A 16,902-nucleotide genomic window follows, 5' to 3' on the forward strand; every position below is an offset into this window, starting at 1 on the left:
ACCTTAATTTCAAACCATTGTATATTAATATATGAACAAGTATTCATATATTAAGAGGTGTTCGTATGACTGAAAGTAAACTTGAAACATCCCATCATCAAACATTAGAAAGAGTTACTGATATTTTCAAAGCTTTAAGTGATATAAATCGTATTAGAATCATGGAATTGTTAGCAACTGGTGAATCTAGTGTAGGGCATATTTCACACACATTAGACCTATCACAATCTAATGTTTCTCATCAACTTAAATTATTAAAATCAGTCAACCTAGTTAAATCTAAACGACAAGGTCAAAGTATGATTTATTCTTTAGATGATCAACATGTCTCTACCCTATTAAAGCAAGCTATTCATCATGCGAGTCATCCAATAGAAGGTGAAAAATAATATGACAACACAACATCCTCATGATCATTCTCATGGTCATGTACACACAAATAATAAAAAAGTTCTATTTATCTCGTTTCTTATTATCGGACTATTTATGTTAGTAGAAATCATTGGTGGTTTTTTAGCTAATAGTCTTGCATTACTGTCCGATGGTTTTCATATGTTTAGTGACTCTTTATCACTTTTTGTAGCGTTAATCGCATTTATCTATGCAGAAAAACATGCAACTACATCTAAGACTTATGGCTATAAACGTTTTGAAGTATTAGCAGCACTTTTTAATGGCGTGACGTTGTTTGTCATTAGTATTTTAATAGTAATAGAAGCAATCAAACGATTTTTCGCACCACCTGAAGTACAATCGAAAGAAATGTTTATTATTAGTTTAATTGGTTTAATCGTTAATGTTGCAGTTGCAATTTTAATGTTTAAAAGCGGTGACACGTCACATAACCTTAATATGAGAGGCGCTTTTTTACATGTACTTGGTGACTTATTTGGCTCCATCGGTGCGATTGTAGCAGCCATTTTGATTTGGACATTAGGTTGGACTATCGCTGACCCTATCGCTAGTATTTTAGTGTCCGTCATTATTTTAAAAAGTGCATATGGTATAGCTAAATCTTCAATCAACATTTTAATGGAAGGAACACCTAGCGATGTTGATTTAGATGCAATTATACAGTCGCTAACAAATCATAGCGTTATCCAAAGTGTGCATGATTATCATGTTTGGACTATTTCTAATGATTTAAATGCCTTAAGTTGTCATGCAGTTGTTGCTGATACGTTAACTATCAAAGAAGGAGAACAACTACTTAAGCAAATTGAACATGACTTATTGCATTTAAACATCCAACATATGACGATTCAACTTGAAACAGCAAATCATGATCACGATGACGCGACATTATGTTCAGGCATTCATGGTCAAGAACATCATCATTAAATAAAAAAATTGCCTCTCCATGCTTCAAATTAACTTGTGGAGAGGCAACTTCTATTTTATATAAATTTATCAAATATAAAATCTCTAGCAGGTACTTGTTTAGCTTCAAATCCCTCTAAAAATTCTTCATTATCAAATGCAACTTTAACTCTTTCAATTGAAATATCAGTTTCTGTAATAGTAACAATACCATAAACAGCATTTGAACCGTTATTTAATCCAACAGAACCTGGATTAAAATACATTTTATTTTTATCGTCAAACATATGCAATCTGTGATTATGACCAAAAATAATTAAATCTGCATCTTTATCTGCAAATAATTGTGTCATTTCTTGTTCATCATCTTTGACTATAGGACTAAAAGGTACTTCATCTATAGGAGAAGATAATTTATCATTTTCAATCTCATAGTGTATAAATAACACTTTTTTACCGCAAATTTCTTTTTCGATAAATCGAGGTAATTGATTTAATTCTTCATAATATTCTTCATCTAAATGGCTAGCAATCCATTGATGATGTTCGTAAAACTTATCTTTTAAATCTTCCGGATAAGGAGTGCCGTTTACAACCGACATAATAGCTTCATCATGATTACCTGCAATCATTTCCATATCATCGCGATCGAAAATATGGTCTAATACTTTGTTTGTTTCATGTCCGATTCCGATATTATCTCCAAGATTATAAATTTTTTCAATATCTTCTCTACTATCAATATCATCTAATACAGTTTCTAATGCATCAAAGTTACCATGTACATCAGTTATAATTGCAAATTTCATGATGATATCTCCTTTCATATTAAATTCATTAGAACATTTTAACACTTAATACCCTATTATGTTAGATATTAATTTGAAAAAGTCCAAATTTTTGATATTGTATTTATATTAACAAAAAGGAGTGCTTAAAATTTGTTTAAATATTATAACTTAGCATTTAAGAATGCTAAACCCCAGAATCTTAAAGCAATATTATTTACATTAATAAGCTTTATCGTCATTTTCTTAGTCGGTAGAGTTGCAATGGCTATGATTGGCCAACAAATGATGCAATTACAAATGATGATGCAATTCGGTCAACCAGCAGGACCATTACTTATTCCAATTATTGGTGTAGCTGTATTAGTCATCTTATTATTTATATTTTTAGGTTATCAGTTATTAGCTGGTGCTATAAATGTTATTTCTAGAGCTATCAGAAAAGATAAAGTTAAATTCTCTGATTTATTTATCGCCTTTAAAAAAGGTCACTATGCTAAAAGTTTATTACTAGCATTAATTACAATATTAATGATTGTTATCATGTCAGTCATTTTATATTTTGTAAATAAATTATTAAACTTGGCACTTTCACCATTAGTTAGTGCTTTACAAGGTCCTTTAAGCAAAATGGATAATCCAATGCCAGCATATTTAACATTCCAAATTGCTGTAACATTAATCGTTGGATTTATCACATCTATCTTTTATTGGTTCTTCTTTGTTTTAATCATTAATTACACTGCAGCATATACTGAAAATCCAAAACAATCTGCTATGACAAGTGTTAAAGATGGATTTAAAGCAATTAAGAATGGTCATAAAACATGGTTGAAATTCTTTATTGGTATTTTATTAATTAATTTACTAATAACAATTATTACTCGTGTACTAGTAACGTTAGTACAAATGGCAACTGGTAGTATGTCACAAACTGTTGCTCAAATCTTATTAGTAACACTTCAAATCATTGTTATTTTAGTAACACTATTTATCTACTATGCTTTACTTATGGGTATCGTTCAATACTTTATTCGCCGTGGCGAAAAAGTTACAACTAACTCTAAAAAGAATAAAGCTAATAAAGCAGTTGCAAATAAAGACACAAATAATAAAACTACAAAAACACAAGATTTACAAGATACAACTAAAGATAAAGTTGATCAACATTCATCTGATTTAAAAGATAACGCAAAATCTACTACTCAAGATTCTAAAAAAGAATTAAACGATAAAGCTACTCAACACAAAGATGATTTATCAAATTCTACAACATCTCATAAAGATAATTTAGAAGAAACAGCTAAAGATACAATTGATAAAAATAATCCTAATAATAAATAATTAATAATAAAGGTCGAAGTACAAATATTTAAAATTGTACTTCGACCTTTTTATTATATCTATTTCAATCAATATCTTAACTTAGAAAATGTTTTTTTAAGTATTTGGCTGCGCCATCTTCTTCATTAGTATATTCAGTTACATCGTCTGTTAATGATTGAATTTCTGTACGAGCATTTTTCATTGCAACTGTATAATGTCCAAATTCAAACATAGCTCTATCGTTATCACTGTCACCTATCACAAGTGTTTCTTCTTGTTTAATATTAAAGTATTCAATCATTTCTTTGATACCTGTACCTTTATCAGTATTATAAGCCATTGTTTCAGCGTTATAACGTGAAGAGTTAGATACACTAATATTTAGTAATACTTTATTTTGTTGAAGTTCATCACGAAAACGACTAATTTTATCTAAGTTTGTATTAAATAGATATATTTTTGAATAATCCTTTTCAGGAAATTGATCTACCCATTGAATTTTATCTTTTATGGCTTCTCGTCTTGATGCCCATTCGCTTTGTCCTACATTATTAGGAGGCGTTTCACTGCCACTCACCATTTCACTCATCCAAGATTGATCTTCTTTTAATACTAGGCGTTGTTCACCAAATGGGAATACTTCATAATAAATGTGATGTTGTTGTGCTAATTTCACAATTTGATTCACAGAATCTAAAGACATACTATGCTTAAATATATTTTTATCATTGACTTCACCAGTTGTACCGTTGGAACTTATAATACCATCAACTAAAAAACCTTCTGGTACTAGTTGATGAATTTCAGAATATGAACGCCCAGTCGCTAAGAATACTTTGAATTCATTATCTTTTAGTGAATTAATGACGTCTCTAGTATATTCAGATGCTCTATTATCTTCATGTAAAATTGTACCATCCATATCTAAAAATATCGCTTTTATGTTGTCCATATAATCCTCCAATATGTTAAGTTCTATATTACTTAAAATTTTGTCACTTATTTAAGAAAAGTGCAATAAAAATAATCCCTTTTTAGTCAACTCATAACTAAAAGGGATTATCCTTATATCAACATGTTAAAGTTTCTTAATACCAAAATTATGGTATTCATCACTTTTAATTTTTAAATTTATTCAACTGTAACTGATTTTGCTAAGTTACGTGGTTTATCAACATCAAGATCTCTGTGTAGCGCTGCATAATAAGAAATTAATTGTAGTGCTACTACTGAAACTAATGGTGTTAATAATTCATGAACATGAGGAATGACATACGTATCTCCCTCTTTTTCTAAACCTTCCATTGAGATAATACAAGTACTAGCACCACGTGCAGCAACTTCTTTAACATTACCACGAATAGATAAGTTTACATTGTCTTGAGTAGCTAAAGCAATAACTGGTGTACGATCTTCAATTAATGCAATCGTACCATGTTTTAATTCACCGCCAGCAAATCCTTCAGCTTGAATATATGATATCTCTTTAAGTTTTAATGCACCTTCTTGACTGACATTATAATCAATAGTACGACCAATAAAGAATGCATTATGTGTTGTCTCAAGGAAATCAGTAGCAATTTGTTCCATTACAGGTGCATCGTCTACGATAGATTCGATTGCAGTAGTAACTTTCGCTAATTCTCTTAATAAATCAATGTCTGCTTCACGACCATGTGTTTTAGCAACTATTTGAGCTAAAATGGATAATACAGCAATTTGTGCTGTATATGCTTTAGTAGAAGCTACGGCAATTTCTGGACCTGCGTGTAATAATAATGTTTGATCCGCTTCACGTGATAATGTTGAACCAGATACGTTAGTTATTGTTAGCGCTTTATGACCTAATTTTTTAGTTTCAACCAATACGGCACGACTATCTGCAGTTTCACCAGATTGTGAAATATAAATGAATAATGGTTTTTCAGATAATAAAGGCATGTTATAAACAAATTCAGAAGCTACGTGTACTTCTGTTGGTACACCTGCCCATTTTTCTAAGAATTCTTTACCAACTAAACCAGCATGATAGCTAGTACCAGCAGCGATAATATAGATACGATCAGCTTGTGCAACATCATCTACTATGTCTTTATCAATTTTTAGATTACCTTCGTCATCTTGATATTCTTGTATAATTCGACGCATAACAGCTGGTTGTTCGTGAATCTCTTTTAACATGTAGTGATCGTAAACACCTTTTTCAGCATCTGATGCATCAATTTCAGCAGTATAAGCGTCACGTTCTTGAACTTGACCGTTAATATCCTTGATAATAACTTCATCACGTTTAACGATAACAATTTCATGGTCATGAATTTCTTTATATTGATTAGTTACTTGTAACATAGCTAATGCATCTGATGCAATGACATTAAAACCATCACCAACACCGATTAAAAGTGGTGATTTATTCTTAGCTACATACATAGTATCTTTATCTTCTTCATCTAATAAACCTAAAGCGTATGAACCATGTAATAATGAAACAACTTTAGTAAATGCATCTTCTGTTTCAAAACCTTGTTTAGAGAAGTATTCAATTAATTGAACGATAACTTCTGTATCTGTTTCAGAAACAAATTTAACATCATTTAAATATTCATTTCTTAATTCTTCATAGTTTTCAATTACACCATTATGTACTAGTGTAAAACGACCAGTAGTTGATTGATGTGGATGTGAGTTTTCATAGTTAGGTACACCATGTGTTGCCCAACGAGTGTGACCGATTCCAACAGTGCCATCAATATCACTACTATCCGCTACTTTGCGTAATTCTGCAATACGACCTTTTTCTTTAAATACTTTAGTGCCTTCGTCGTTTGCTACAGCAACACCAGCTGAATCATAACCTCTATATTCTAATTTTTCTAAACCTTTTAATAATAATTCTTTGGCATTATCATAGCCAATATATCCTACTATTCCGCACATATTTACTTTTCCTCCAGTTATTGAAATAACGTTAGTAGCAATGATTTATTACTTATAATTTAGTTTAGTAATCTACTATCATTAGCGTTCATATTTGTAGTAACTTTTATCTTAGTTTAACCACACTTGAAAATAAGCGTGATAAATTATCACACTTAAACTTCTAACGTTTTTCATTTTATATAATATTAATTGGCGATCTTATTAACTTTGTCCAATAGGTTACCCTACTGTTTTACTTAATAAGCTAACGAATGAGCCACATCCGGGATAGCATCCGCCGATCTATTCGATCACTATCCTCCTCGTCTACAAGTTATAAATGTACGCTATAGAAATTTATACAAATAGATTTAATTTCTAATCCTCACATGTCATTAATAGCTTGCACAGGCGCTTTGTAATATTGTTTTACTATCCTCCCTTCCATTAGAACCTATTGTACAATGTAGTTTGTCTTAATTGCAAATATTTTCACAAGGTTTTTGTAAAAAATATGTACTACCGTTTCCATTTAAAATTCATTGTAATAAAGCTTTTAATTTACATTATCTTTACCTATATATTATAGAATGATTGTTGTCATGATTATTATGACAAATTTGAATTTTGTTCTTGTTGTAGTAATTGTCTACTTAGATTTACAATAAATATAGTCAAATACTAATTAAAAAAGAGGTGTAGATATGGCTCAGAAACAAGAAAACAAAGGTTTTGGCCGTAAAGTTCAAGCATTCGGTTCTTTTCTTAGTAGTATGATCATGCCAAACATTGGCGCGTTCATCGCTTGGGGATTTATCGCTGCTATATTTATAGACAATGGATGGATGCCTAATAAAGATTTATCTCAATTAGCTGATCCTATGATTAAATTTTTAATCCCATTATTAATCGCATTTAGTGGTGGACGTTTAATCCACGGATTACGTGGTGGTATCATTGCTGCTACATCAACTATGGGGGTTATCGTAGCATTACCTGACACACCAATGTTACTTGGTGCAATGATTATGGGACCATTAGTTGGTTGGTTAATGAAAAAAACTGACGAATTTGTTCAACCTAGAACACCACAAGGTTTCGAGATGTTATTCAATAACTTCTCTGCTGGTATCCTAGGTTTCATCATGACAATTTTAAGTTTTGAAATTTTAGCTCCAATCATGAAATTCATCATGCATATATTATCAGTTGCAGTTGAGGCTTTAGTTCATGCTCATTTACTTCCAATCGTAAGTATTTTAGTTGAACCAGCTAAAATTGTATTCTTAAATAACGCTATCAACCATGGTGTATTCACACCACTTGGTGCTGACCAAGCTGCTACAGCAGGTCAATCAATACTTTATACAATTGAATCAAACCCTGGACCTGGTTTTGGTATTTTACTTGCATATATGTTCTTTGGTAAAGGAACTGCAAAAGCTACTTCTTACGGTGCAGGAATCATCCACTTCTTAGGTGGAATTCATGAAATTTATTTCCCTTACGTATTAATGAGACCAATGTTATTTATCTCAGTTATTTTAGGTGGTATGACTGGCGTTGCTACTTATCAAGCAACTGGATTTGGATTTAGAAGTCCAGCGTCACCAGGATCATTTATCACTTATTGTATTAACGCACCTAAAGGTGAATTCCTTCATATGTTATTAGGTGTAGTATTAGCGACATTAGTTTCTTTCGCTGTTTCAGCAATTATTCTTAAGTTCACTAAAGAACCTAAACAAGATTTAGAAGCTGCTACTGCTCAAATGGAAGCAACTAAAGGTAAAAAATCAAGTGTGTCTTCAAAATTAACTAATAAAGATAATAATGACTCACCAGCTAAAGCTACTACTGCTGGTGCTGCAACAGGTGCTGGCGCTGCAGGTGCTGCTACTTCAACAGAACAATCTGATGATGAAGATAATGCTGATCAATTATTAGATAATTATAATACTGAAGATGTTGATGCCCACGATTACAGTAATGTTGACCATGTTATCTTTGCATGTGATGCGGGTATGGGTTCTAGTGCAATGGGTGCTAGTATGTTACGTAATAAATTCAAAAAAGCTGGCATCTCAGATGTAAATGTTACAAACACAGCAATTAACCAATTACCAAGTGATGCTCAATTAGTTATCACTCAAAAAACATTAACTGACCGTGCAATTAAACAAGTACCAAATGCAATTCACATTTCAGTTGATAACTTCTTAAACTCACCAAGATATGAAGAATTACTAAATAACCTTAAAAAAGAAGAACAATAATTTTTAAATATTAATATTAATGGAGGATACCGCCATGTTATTGAGTACACGTGAAAAAGAGATTATAGAACTTTTAATCAAGTATCACGGACAATATGTCACTATATATGACATTGCTCAACAACTGGCAGTGTCCTCTCGTACTATTCATAGAGAATTAAAGCACGTTGAATCATATATAGATACCTTTTCAATTCAACTTGACCGAGTTAACAAAAAAGGTATTCGTTTAAATGGGGATCAACAAGCTATTCAAAGCTTAAAATATGAAATGACGCAACAACAAACTATAGACTTATCAGTTGAAGAACAAAAGGTCATTATTTTATATGCTCTTATTCAATCTAAACATGCCGTTAAACAGTATAGTCTTGCTCAAGAAATCAGCGTTTCTATCCAATCATTAGCTAAATTATTGGATGAATTAGAACATGATTTAGAATCATATCAATTATCCTTAAAACGAAAACGTGGCGAAGGTGTTATGTTAAATGGTACTGAATCTAAAAAAAGAGAGTTCTTAAGTCAGCTAATGGTAAATAATTTAAATAGTACAAGTGTTTATTCAGTTATTGAAAATCATTTTGTCTATCAATCATTACATCAATCTCAACAATCACTTGTGGATTTAGACCGAATATTTAAAGTTGAGAGAATTCTAATGGATTATTTAGGAGAGCTTCCCTATTCACTAACAGAATCTAGCTATCTCACGTTAACCGTTCATATTGTACTAAGTATTACTCGTATGCAAAACAATGAATATGTATCACTTAATGAAGATATTTATCAATCGGTAAAACATACATTTGAACATGAAGTAGCTAGTGAAATTGCTAAACGTCTAGAAGATTTATATGATGTCCAATTCAACCAAGCTGAAGTCACATTTATTACCATTCACTTGCGGGGTTCAAAACGTAAAGATACTAAAGATACTTTATTTGAAGATAAGAAAAATGAACAAAAAATAAAATCTTTCGTGCAAAACGTAGAAGAGATTTCGGGTCAATACTTTGATGAAAAAACTACTCTAATTAATGGATTATCATTGCATATTAATCCAGCAATTAATCGTTTAGAATCAAATATTGAAACATATAATCCTTTGACCGATATGATTAAGTACAAATATCCAAGACTATTTGATAATGTGAGCAAAGCATTGCATGTTGTTTGGCCAGAGTTAATCTTTCCTGATAGCGAGATTGCTTTTATTGTCCTTCATTTTGGAGGATCAATTAAAAACCAAGGACATCAATTTTTAAATATTTTAGTCGTCTGTAGTAGTGGCATAGGTACAAGCCGTCTATTAGCAACTAGACTTGAACAAGTGTTTAGTGAAATTGAACGAATTACACAGGCTTCTGTAAGTGATCTAAACGTGCTTGATTTATCTCAATACGATGGTATTATATCCACCGTAAATTTGGATATAGATAGACCATTTTTAACAGTTAATCCTTTACTCCCTGATTCTGACATAGGATATGTCGCTTCATTTTTAAATACTAAAGAAGCACACCATATGAATCAAAATGAAGGAAAAGAATTAATTAATTATTCACCTGAAGATATTATGGAAACAATACGTCAAGGTTTAAAGTTAGTTGATTCCGTGAAAATAGAATATAAATCAGTAGATAATTGGAATCAATATTTATCTGATTACCTAGTAAGTCATCGTATTATTGATGATGGTCAGTCATTCGCTGAATTATTACAACATCGGTTGGAGGAAAATCCTAATTGGATACTAAGCCCCTACCCTATAGCTATTCCTCATATGAGAGATTCAATGTTTAAAGAACCATGTATCCTCATAACTATTTTGGAGGAACCTATAAAGATGAGTAATATTCAAAATGACAATGACTACATTAATTATATGTTAAGTATGTTTATTCCAGATAATGCAATCATGGTAGATCTTGTTAGTACAATTTCCGAAACACTAAGCAACCATTTGGAAAACTTAGATGATTTTATGAAAAATCCACATGACTTTAAAATTATACTGGAAAAGCAATTTTTAAAACGAATTAAAAAACAATTAATTTAGGAGTGTATTTATAATGAGCGAATTATTCAGTAATGAAAACATTTTTATTAACGTATCAGTAGCAAGCCAAAACGATGCAATCGAGAAAGCAGGACAAGCTCTAGTTGATAGCGGAGCTGTAACTGAAAATTATATTCAAGCAATGAAAGATCGTGAAGATGTTGTTTCAACATTTATGGGTAACGGTTTAGCAATTCCTCACGGTACTGAAGAAGCTAAAGGAAATGTCATTCAATCAGGCTTAAGTTTATTACAAATTCCTGAAGGTGTTGATTGGAATGGCGAAGAAGTTAAAGTTGTCGTTGGTATCGCTGGTAAAGACGGAGAACACTTAGACTTATTATCTAAAATTGCGATTACTTTCAGTGAAGAAGAAAATGTAGAACGTATTATCAACGCTAAATCTGCTGACGAAATTAAACAAGTCTTTGAGGAGGCTGATGCATAATGAAAGCAGTACATTTTGGTGCCGGTAATATTGGTCGTGGATTTATTGGATATATTTTAGCTGATAATAATATTAAAGTTACATTTGCAGATGTAAATGATGAAATTATTAATGCATTACAAACGGAACATGAATACGATGTTATTTTAGCAGATGAAGCTAAAACTACTACAAGAGTAAACAATGTAGATGCGATTAATTCTGCTAAACCTTCAGATGAATTGAAACAAGCTATTTTAGAAGCTGATTTAATTACAACTGCTGTTGGTGTTAACATTTTACCTATTATTGCAAAATCATTTGCTCCATATTTAAAAGAAAAAGAAAACCATGTTAATATCGTTGCTTGTGAAAATGCTATTATGGCTACAGATACACTTAAAAAAGCTATTTTAGATATTACTGGTCCTTTAGGCGACAATATTCATTTTGCAAACTCTGCAGTTGATAGAATTGTTCCATTACAAAAAAATGAAAATATTTTAGATGTTATGGTAGAACCTTTCTATGAATGGGTTGTTGAAAAAGATGCTTGGTATGGCGAAGAATTAGACCATATTAAATATGTTGATGATTTAACACCTTATATTGAAAGAAAATTATTAACTGTTAATACAGGACATGCTTTCTTAGCATATGCTGGTTATAACGATAATAAAGCAACTGTTTTAGATGCAGTTCAAGATAGCACTATCGAAGCTGGTTTAAGACGTGTACTAGCTGAAACAAGTGATTATATCACACGTGAATTTGATTTTTCTAAATCAGAACAATCTCAATATGTAGAAAAAATTATTGAACGTTTCAATAACTCTTATCTATCTGATGAAGTAACACGTGTTGGTCGCGGAACTCTACGTAAAATTGGTCCTAAAGATCGTATTATTAAACCATTAAATTATTTATATGAACATAATTTAGAAAGAGATGGCTTAGTTAAAGCAGCTGCCCTACTTTTAAAATATGATGATAAAGCTGACCAAGAAACTGTTGAAAAGAATAATTATATTCAAGAACATGGTGTAAAATCATTCTTACAAACGTATGCTAAAGTTGAAGGACCATTAGCAGAAGAAATTGAAAAAGAATATAATGAACTTATTTCAAAATAATATTTGTTGAATCAAAAATGGACCAGATGTAAGCTTCTGGTCCATTTTTATTATATATATTTAAAGAACGTGCCTTTTCATTTATGGCACGTTCTTTATTTGAATTATTTATCTAAACCCATTTTGTCTTCTACGACATCAGCAATTTGTTGGGCATATCTTTTTGCATCTTCATCTGTTGAAGCTTCAACCATTACTCTTACTAATGGCTCTGTTCCAGAAGGACGTACTAAAATTCTACCTTCTCCATTCATTTCAACTTCAACTTTAGTCATTACTTCTTTAACATCAATATTTTCTTCAACGCGATATTTATCTGTTACTCTTACATTTATTAATGATTGAGGATATGTTTTCATTTGTGAAGCTAACTCACTTAATGATTTACCTGACATTTTGATGATAGCTGCTAATTGTACACCAGTTAATAAGCCATCACCTGTTGTATTATAATCCATTAATACGATATGACCTGATTGCTCACCACCAAGATTATAATTTCCTCTTCTCATTTCTTCTACAACGTAACGGTCTCCAACTTTAGTTTTATTAGATTGAATGCCTTCATTTTCTAAAGCTTTATAAAAACCTAAATTACTCATTACAGTTGAAACTATCATATTATTATTTAATTCTTGGTTTTTATGCATTTCTTGACCAATAATAAACATAATTTGGTCTCCATCAACGATTTTACCATTTTCATCAACAGCAATAATTCTATCTCCATCTCCGTCAAATGCTAAACCAAAGTCACTTCCAGTTTCAAGAACTTTTTTTGCAAGAGCTTCAGGATGTGTAGAACCACAATTTTCATTAATGTTGTATCCATCTGGACTACAACCCACTGTTTCAGTATCAGCTTCTAAATCGCCGAATAAAAATGGTGCTAAAGAAGATGTAGAACCATTTGCACCATCTAAAACAATTTTCATACCTTCTAAATTAACATCTACAGTAGATTTTAAATAACTTAAATATTTTTGTGCACCTTCAAAGTAATCTGAATAATGAACGATTTCTGTACCAGTTGGTCTTGGTAAACTTGGATTTTCTTGATCAAGTAATTCTTCGATTTCATTTTCTTGATCATCTGATAATTTGAAACCATCAGAACCAAAGAATTTAATACCATTATCTGCAACTGGATTATGTGATGCAGAAATCATTACACCTAATTCTGCGTCCATTTCTCTCGTTAAATATGCTACACCTGGCGTTGAAATAATACCCAATCGCATGACTTCAGCTCCAATAGATATAAGTCCTGCAATGAGTGCTGATTCTAACATTTCTCCTGAAACTCTTGTATCTCTACCAACAAGGACTCTAGGGTGATTTTCCCCTTTATTATGTGCTAATACATAACCACCATATCTACCTAGCTTAAACGCTAGTTCAGGTGTTAATTCTTCATTTGCTACACCTCTGACACCGTCAGTACCAAAATATTTTCCCATGTTTTATTCTCCTTTTATTTCTTTCAATTATTTAACTGTGATATAAGCTTTTGTTTCTTCAGGGTTAACCCTACTTACACTTTTAGGTAAATCAAATTTTACAGTTTTCTCAGTGGACTCTGAAATATCATCTAAGTCTATTTCAGCTGTAATATTATTTATACCCTGTATATCTTCTCTACTACCATAAATTTCAACTTCATCGTCATCTAATTTAACATTATCTACCTTTTTATTGTCTTTTAATTTTCCAGTCGTCTTTGTGTTAACTTTAACCTTTTTACTATAAGGTTTAACAGACACTTTCAAATCAACTTCATCTGGGTTAATAGAAACATTCATTTTATTTAAATCTTTGTCATAAGCATTTACTGTAGCAATATCTTTAGTATCTTTACTTATTTTACTAGAATTTTTGAATGTTGCTTTTAAGTAAGCAATTTGTTTTAATTGTTCTTCTCCACCAGTTACTTTAACTGTTTCAGGTGAAATTTTTTGATTATCAATTTGGTAACCATCTGCAATATCACTTTGACTTACATCAGGCTCTACATGCATTGTTTTAGTTATTTTCTTTTCTAATGTGATGTTGGCTGATTTAGGTTTAACATTATAATTAATGCTATTATTTAAACCTTTAACTTGAAATTTCTTTTGATATTTACCAGCTTTTTCACCTGATAAATCTACAACAACTTTTAAATCATCGGGATCTTCAATTTTTATTAACTTTGATTGTGGACCAGAAATATTTACATCTACTGTGTCTGGTACATGTGTAGCGTGTAAATCTTTATGGTTATATATCGCTTCTACTGGAACATCTTGTATTGTTTTTGTTGATTTCTGTGATATATCATCAGAGTTAAAGATATTCCCAAATACATTATTCACTGATAAGAAGAAAAATATAGCTAATATCAGTACAACGAATCTTAATCCCCATTTACTTTCTAACATATTAATTCACACCTTTCTTTTGAAAGTGTGTGCCAAACCAATGTTCAGATAATAGCTCTTCAAACACTTCATTTGAAATATCTCTTCTTAACTTACCATCAAAAGTAACTGAAATATCACCAGTTTCTTCTGACACAATAACTGTAAAAGCATCAGATACTTCTGAAATACCTACAGCTGCTCTATGTCTTGTACCTAAACTTTTAGATATTTTAACACTATCTGATAATGGTAAATAACTTGCTGCTGCTGCTATTTTAGTTCCTTGAATTATCATTGCACCATCATGTAATGGTGTATTAGGTATAAACACATTGGTTAATAATTCTTGAGAAATTTTAGAATCCATAGGAATACCTGTTTCAATATAATCTTGAAGACCAGTTTCCTTTTCAAAAACTATAAGTGCTCCAATACGACGTTTAGCCATATATTGAACCGCTTTTGATACAGATTGAATTAATTTCTCTTCATCTTTAGTATAGGCGTTGGTATAACGTTTTAAGAAACTACCTCTACCTAATTGTTCCAAAGCTCTTCGAATTTCTGGTTGGAATATTACAATTAATGCCAATACTCCCCATTGAATCACAATGTCAAACAATTTTGAAGTTGCAGTCAAATTTAGTATTTTACTGATTTGTTGACCGATTACTATTACAACAATACCTTTTAATAATTGTATTGCTTTTGTACCTTTAAAAACTGTAATCAGTAAATAAAGAACATACCACACAATCAATAAATCGAGGACACTAGTTATGACTTTTAAAGTACTAAAATTTTGAAAAAAATTGGAAAAATCCATAACATCTCCTCCGATAACATTTTCCATATTATTCATTATATCAATCATTAGAACACGTGTCATATGAACACTAATAAAAATGAAAAAAACTTGCATGTCGATTAACATGCAAGTTACATAAATTAAATTATAGTAGTGTTTCTCCAAAAAATGTACCAAGTAATGAAACAGCTTGTTCCGCTGTATTGTTATGTAAATCAATTAATGGGTTAACTTCAACTAAATCCATAGATGTAATCATTTTGCTTTCATGAAGTAATTCAAGCGCAAAATGACTTTCCCTATAACTTAAACCACCTAACACTCTTGTACCGGTTCCTGGTGTTTCTGTAGGGTCTAATGCATCAACATCTAAAGATAAATGTAATCCATCGACATTTCTATTTTTTAAATATTGTACAGACTCATTTATTACAGACTCAATACCTAACTTATCAATATCAGCCATTGTATAAGTTTTAATATTTTGTTCTTTAATATAATGACGTTCCCCTTTATCTAAATCTCGCATACCAATAAGAACAACATTTTCAGGTTTTAGTTTAGGTTGAAAATCATTTAAATTCACAAGTTCACTTGGCCCTTCTCCAAGTAATATTCTTAATGGCATACCATGTATATTACCAGATGGAGATTCATCAGGAATATTTAAATCACCATGTGCATCATACCAAATTACCCCTAAATTAGAGTAGTGTTTACTTATTCCAGAAATAGAGCCTACTGCAATAGAATGATCGCCACCTATCACTAGAGGAAAACTATTATTGGATATAGTTTGATCAACTTTATCACTTAAAGTGTTTGAAACTTGAACAATTTCATCATAGTTTCTTAAACCTTCTTGCTCAGAGTTGAATTTTTTTAAATCTATTGTCGGTACATCAATATTACCTCTATCACTGACATTTAGACCAATATTTTCTAATCTATCTTGTAAACCAGCATACCTTATTGCATCTGGACCAAGATTGACTCCTAATTTTCTTTGACCAAATGTTGAAGGTACCCCAATAATATCTATATTTTTCATCTTATTCTCCACCTCTTTTAAGTATTAGTTATAGAATAATGTATTCGTTTACATAAAACAATAAAAAAACATCTTTCCTAAGAAAGATGTTTTGAGTGAGCCATAGAGGATTCGAACCTCTGACCCTCTGATTAAAAGTCAGATGCTCTACCAACTGAGCTAATGGCTCATATGGCTGGGCTAGCTGGATTCGAACCAGCGCGTGACGGAGTCAAAGTCCGTTGCCTTACCGCTTGGCTATAGCCCATTAAGATGGTGGAGGGGGGCAGATTCGAACTGCCGAACCCGAAGGAGCGGATTTACAGTCCGCCGCGTTTAGCCACTTCGCTACCCCTCCAACATATTTATTTAAACAAAATAAATGGTGGAGAATGACGGGTTCGAACCGCC

14 protein-coding genes and 3 tRNA genes are annotated in these 16,902 nt (G+C 31.4%); 7 read left to right on the forward strand and 10 right to left on the reverse strand.

Annotated features, from left to right (window positions below):
* Positions 1 to 65 precede the first annotated feature (65 nt).
* Positions 66 to 389 carry an ArsR/SmtB family transcription factor gene (locus HMPREF3125_RS07975; protein ID WP_029056162.1) on the forward strand — a complete coding sequence of 108 codons (324 nt, stop codon included), beginning with the start codon at positions 66 to 68 and terminating at the stop codon, positions 387 to 389.
* A 1-nt stretch (position 390) separates the two neighbouring features.
* Positions 391 to 1,341, forward strand: coding sequence for a CDF family zinc efflux transporter CzrB (czrB, locus tag HMPREF3125_RS07980; protein ID WP_070452990.1), 951 nt, complete (start codon positions 391 to 393; stop codon positions 1,339 to 1,341).
* Positions 1,342 to 1,397: 56 nt separating this feature from the next.
* Here czrB and HMPREF3125_RS07985 read toward each other — a convergent pair whose 3' ends face one another.
* A complete protein-coding gene (locus HMPREF3125_RS07985; protein WP_017637000.1) occupies positions 1,398 to 2,129 on the reverse strand; it encodes a metallophosphoesterase family protein in 732 nt (243 codons plus the stop codon).
* Between the two features lie 132 nt (positions 2,130 to 2,261).
* On the opposite strand from HMPREF3125_RS07985, the gene HMPREF3125_RS07990 reads away from it, so the two are divergent.
* Positions 2,262 to 3,452: a lytic transglycosylase gene (locus tag HMPREF3125_RS07990; RefSeq protein WP_046466889.1), complete on the forward strand. Its 1,191-nt coding sequence runs from the start codon at positions 2,262 to 2,264 to the stop codon at positions 3,450 to 3,452.
* Positions 3,453 to 3,528: 76 nt separating this feature from the next.
* Here HMPREF3125_RS07990 and HMPREF3125_RS07995 read toward each other — a convergent pair whose 3' ends face one another.
* Positions 3,529 to 4,386, reverse strand: a complete 858-nt coding sequence (locus HMPREF3125_RS07995) for an HAD family hydrolase (protein WP_070452993.1) — start codon at positions 4,384 to 4,386, stop codon at positions 3,529 to 3,531.
* A 179-nt stretch (positions 4,387 to 4,565) separates the two neighbouring features.
* A complete protein-coding gene (gene glmS, locus HMPREF3125_RS08000) occupies positions 4,566 to 6,371 on the reverse strand; it encodes a glutamine--fructose-6-phosphate transaminase (isomerizing) (protein WP_070452996.1) in 1,806 nt (601 codons plus the stop codon).
* A 686-nt stretch (positions 6,372 to 7,057) separates the two neighbouring features.
* On the opposite strand from glmS, the gene HMPREF3125_RS08005 reads away from it, so the two are divergent.
* From HMPREF3125_RS08005 to HMPREF3125_RS08020, 4 genes are read left to right on the forward strand one after another with little or no spacing between them, the layout of a single operon-like run.
* Positions 7,058 to 8,629 (forward strand): PTS mannitol transporter subunit IIBC, encoded by a 1,572-nt coding sequence (locus HMPREF3125_RS08005; RefSeq protein WP_070452999.1) that lies wholly within the window; start codon positions 7,058 to 7,060, stop codon positions 8,627 to 8,629.
* A 34-nt stretch (positions 8,630 to 8,663) separates the two neighbouring features.
* Positions 8,664 to 10,691, forward strand: coding sequence for a BglG family transcription antiterminator (locus HMPREF3125_RS08010; protein WP_070453002.1), 2,028 nt, complete (start codon positions 8,664 to 8,666; stop codon positions 10,689 to 10,691).
* Between the two features lie 13 nt (positions 10,692 to 10,704).
* Positions 10,705 to 11,139 carry a PTS mannitol transporter subunit IIA gene (locus HMPREF3125_RS08015; RefSeq protein WP_017636994.1) on the forward strand — a complete coding sequence of 145 codons (435 nt, stop codon included), beginning with the start codon at positions 10,705 to 10,707 and terminating at the stop codon, positions 11,137 to 11,139.
* Complete coding sequence (locus HMPREF3125_RS08020; RefSeq protein WP_017636993.1) at positions 11,139 to 12,251, forward strand: mannitol-1-phosphate 5-dehydrogenase; 1,113 nt, start codon at positions 11,139 to 11,141, stop codon at positions 12,249 to 12,251. Before HMPREF3125_RS08015 ends, HMPREF3125_RS08020 begins: the two co-directional genes overlap by 1 nt.
* Positions 12,252 to 12,355: 104 nt before the next feature.
* On the opposite strand, the gene glmM is transcribed toward HMPREF3125_RS08020, so the two are convergent.
* From glmM to HMPREF3125_RS08055, 7 genes are all read right to left on the reverse strand, one after another.
* Entirely contained in the window at positions 12,356 to 13,711 is a 1,356-nt protein-coding gene (glmM, locus tag HMPREF3125_RS08025; RefSeq protein WP_017636992.1) for a phosphoglucosamine mutase, read from the reverse strand.
* 27 nt (positions 13,712 to 13,738) lie between these two features.
* Positions 13,739 to 14,671, reverse strand: coding sequence for a CdaR family protein (locus HMPREF3125_RS08030; RefSeq protein WP_070453005.1), 933 nt, complete (start codon positions 14,669 to 14,671; stop codon positions 13,739 to 13,741).
* A 1-nt stretch (position 14,672) separates the two neighbouring features.
* Positions 14,673 to 15,479: a diadenylate cyclase CdaA gene (gene cdaA / locus HMPREF3125_RS08035; RefSeq protein ID WP_026083467.1), complete on the reverse strand. Its 807-nt coding sequence runs from the start codon at positions 15,477 to 15,479 to the stop codon at positions 14,673 to 14,675.
* A 127-nt stretch (positions 15,480 to 15,606) separates the two neighbouring features.
* Entirely contained in the window at positions 15,607 to 16,512 is a 906-nt protein-coding gene (gene rocF, locus HMPREF3125_RS08040; protein ID WP_046466886.1) for an arginase, read from the reverse strand.
* A 96-nt stretch (positions 16,513 to 16,608) separates the two neighbouring features.
* Positions 16,609 to 16,681 (reverse strand) — tRNA-Lys (locus tag HMPREF3125_RS08045).
* 3 nt (positions 16,682 to 16,684) lie between these two features.
* Positions 16,685 to 16,759: transfer RNA gene (locus tag HMPREF3125_RS08050), tRNA-Gln, on the reverse strand.
* Between the two features lie 6 nt (positions 16,760 to 16,765).
* Positions 16,766 to 16,849, reverse strand: a tRNA-Tyr gene (locus tag HMPREF3125_RS08055).
* Positions 16,850 to 16,902 lie beyond the last annotated feature (53 nt).

The sequence above is a fragment of the Staphylococcus sp. HMSC13A10 genome (assembly GCF_001808005.1).
Taxonomy (GTDB): Bacteria; Bacillota; Bacilli; order Staphylococcales; family Staphylococcaceae; genus Staphylococcus; species Staphylococcus pasteuri.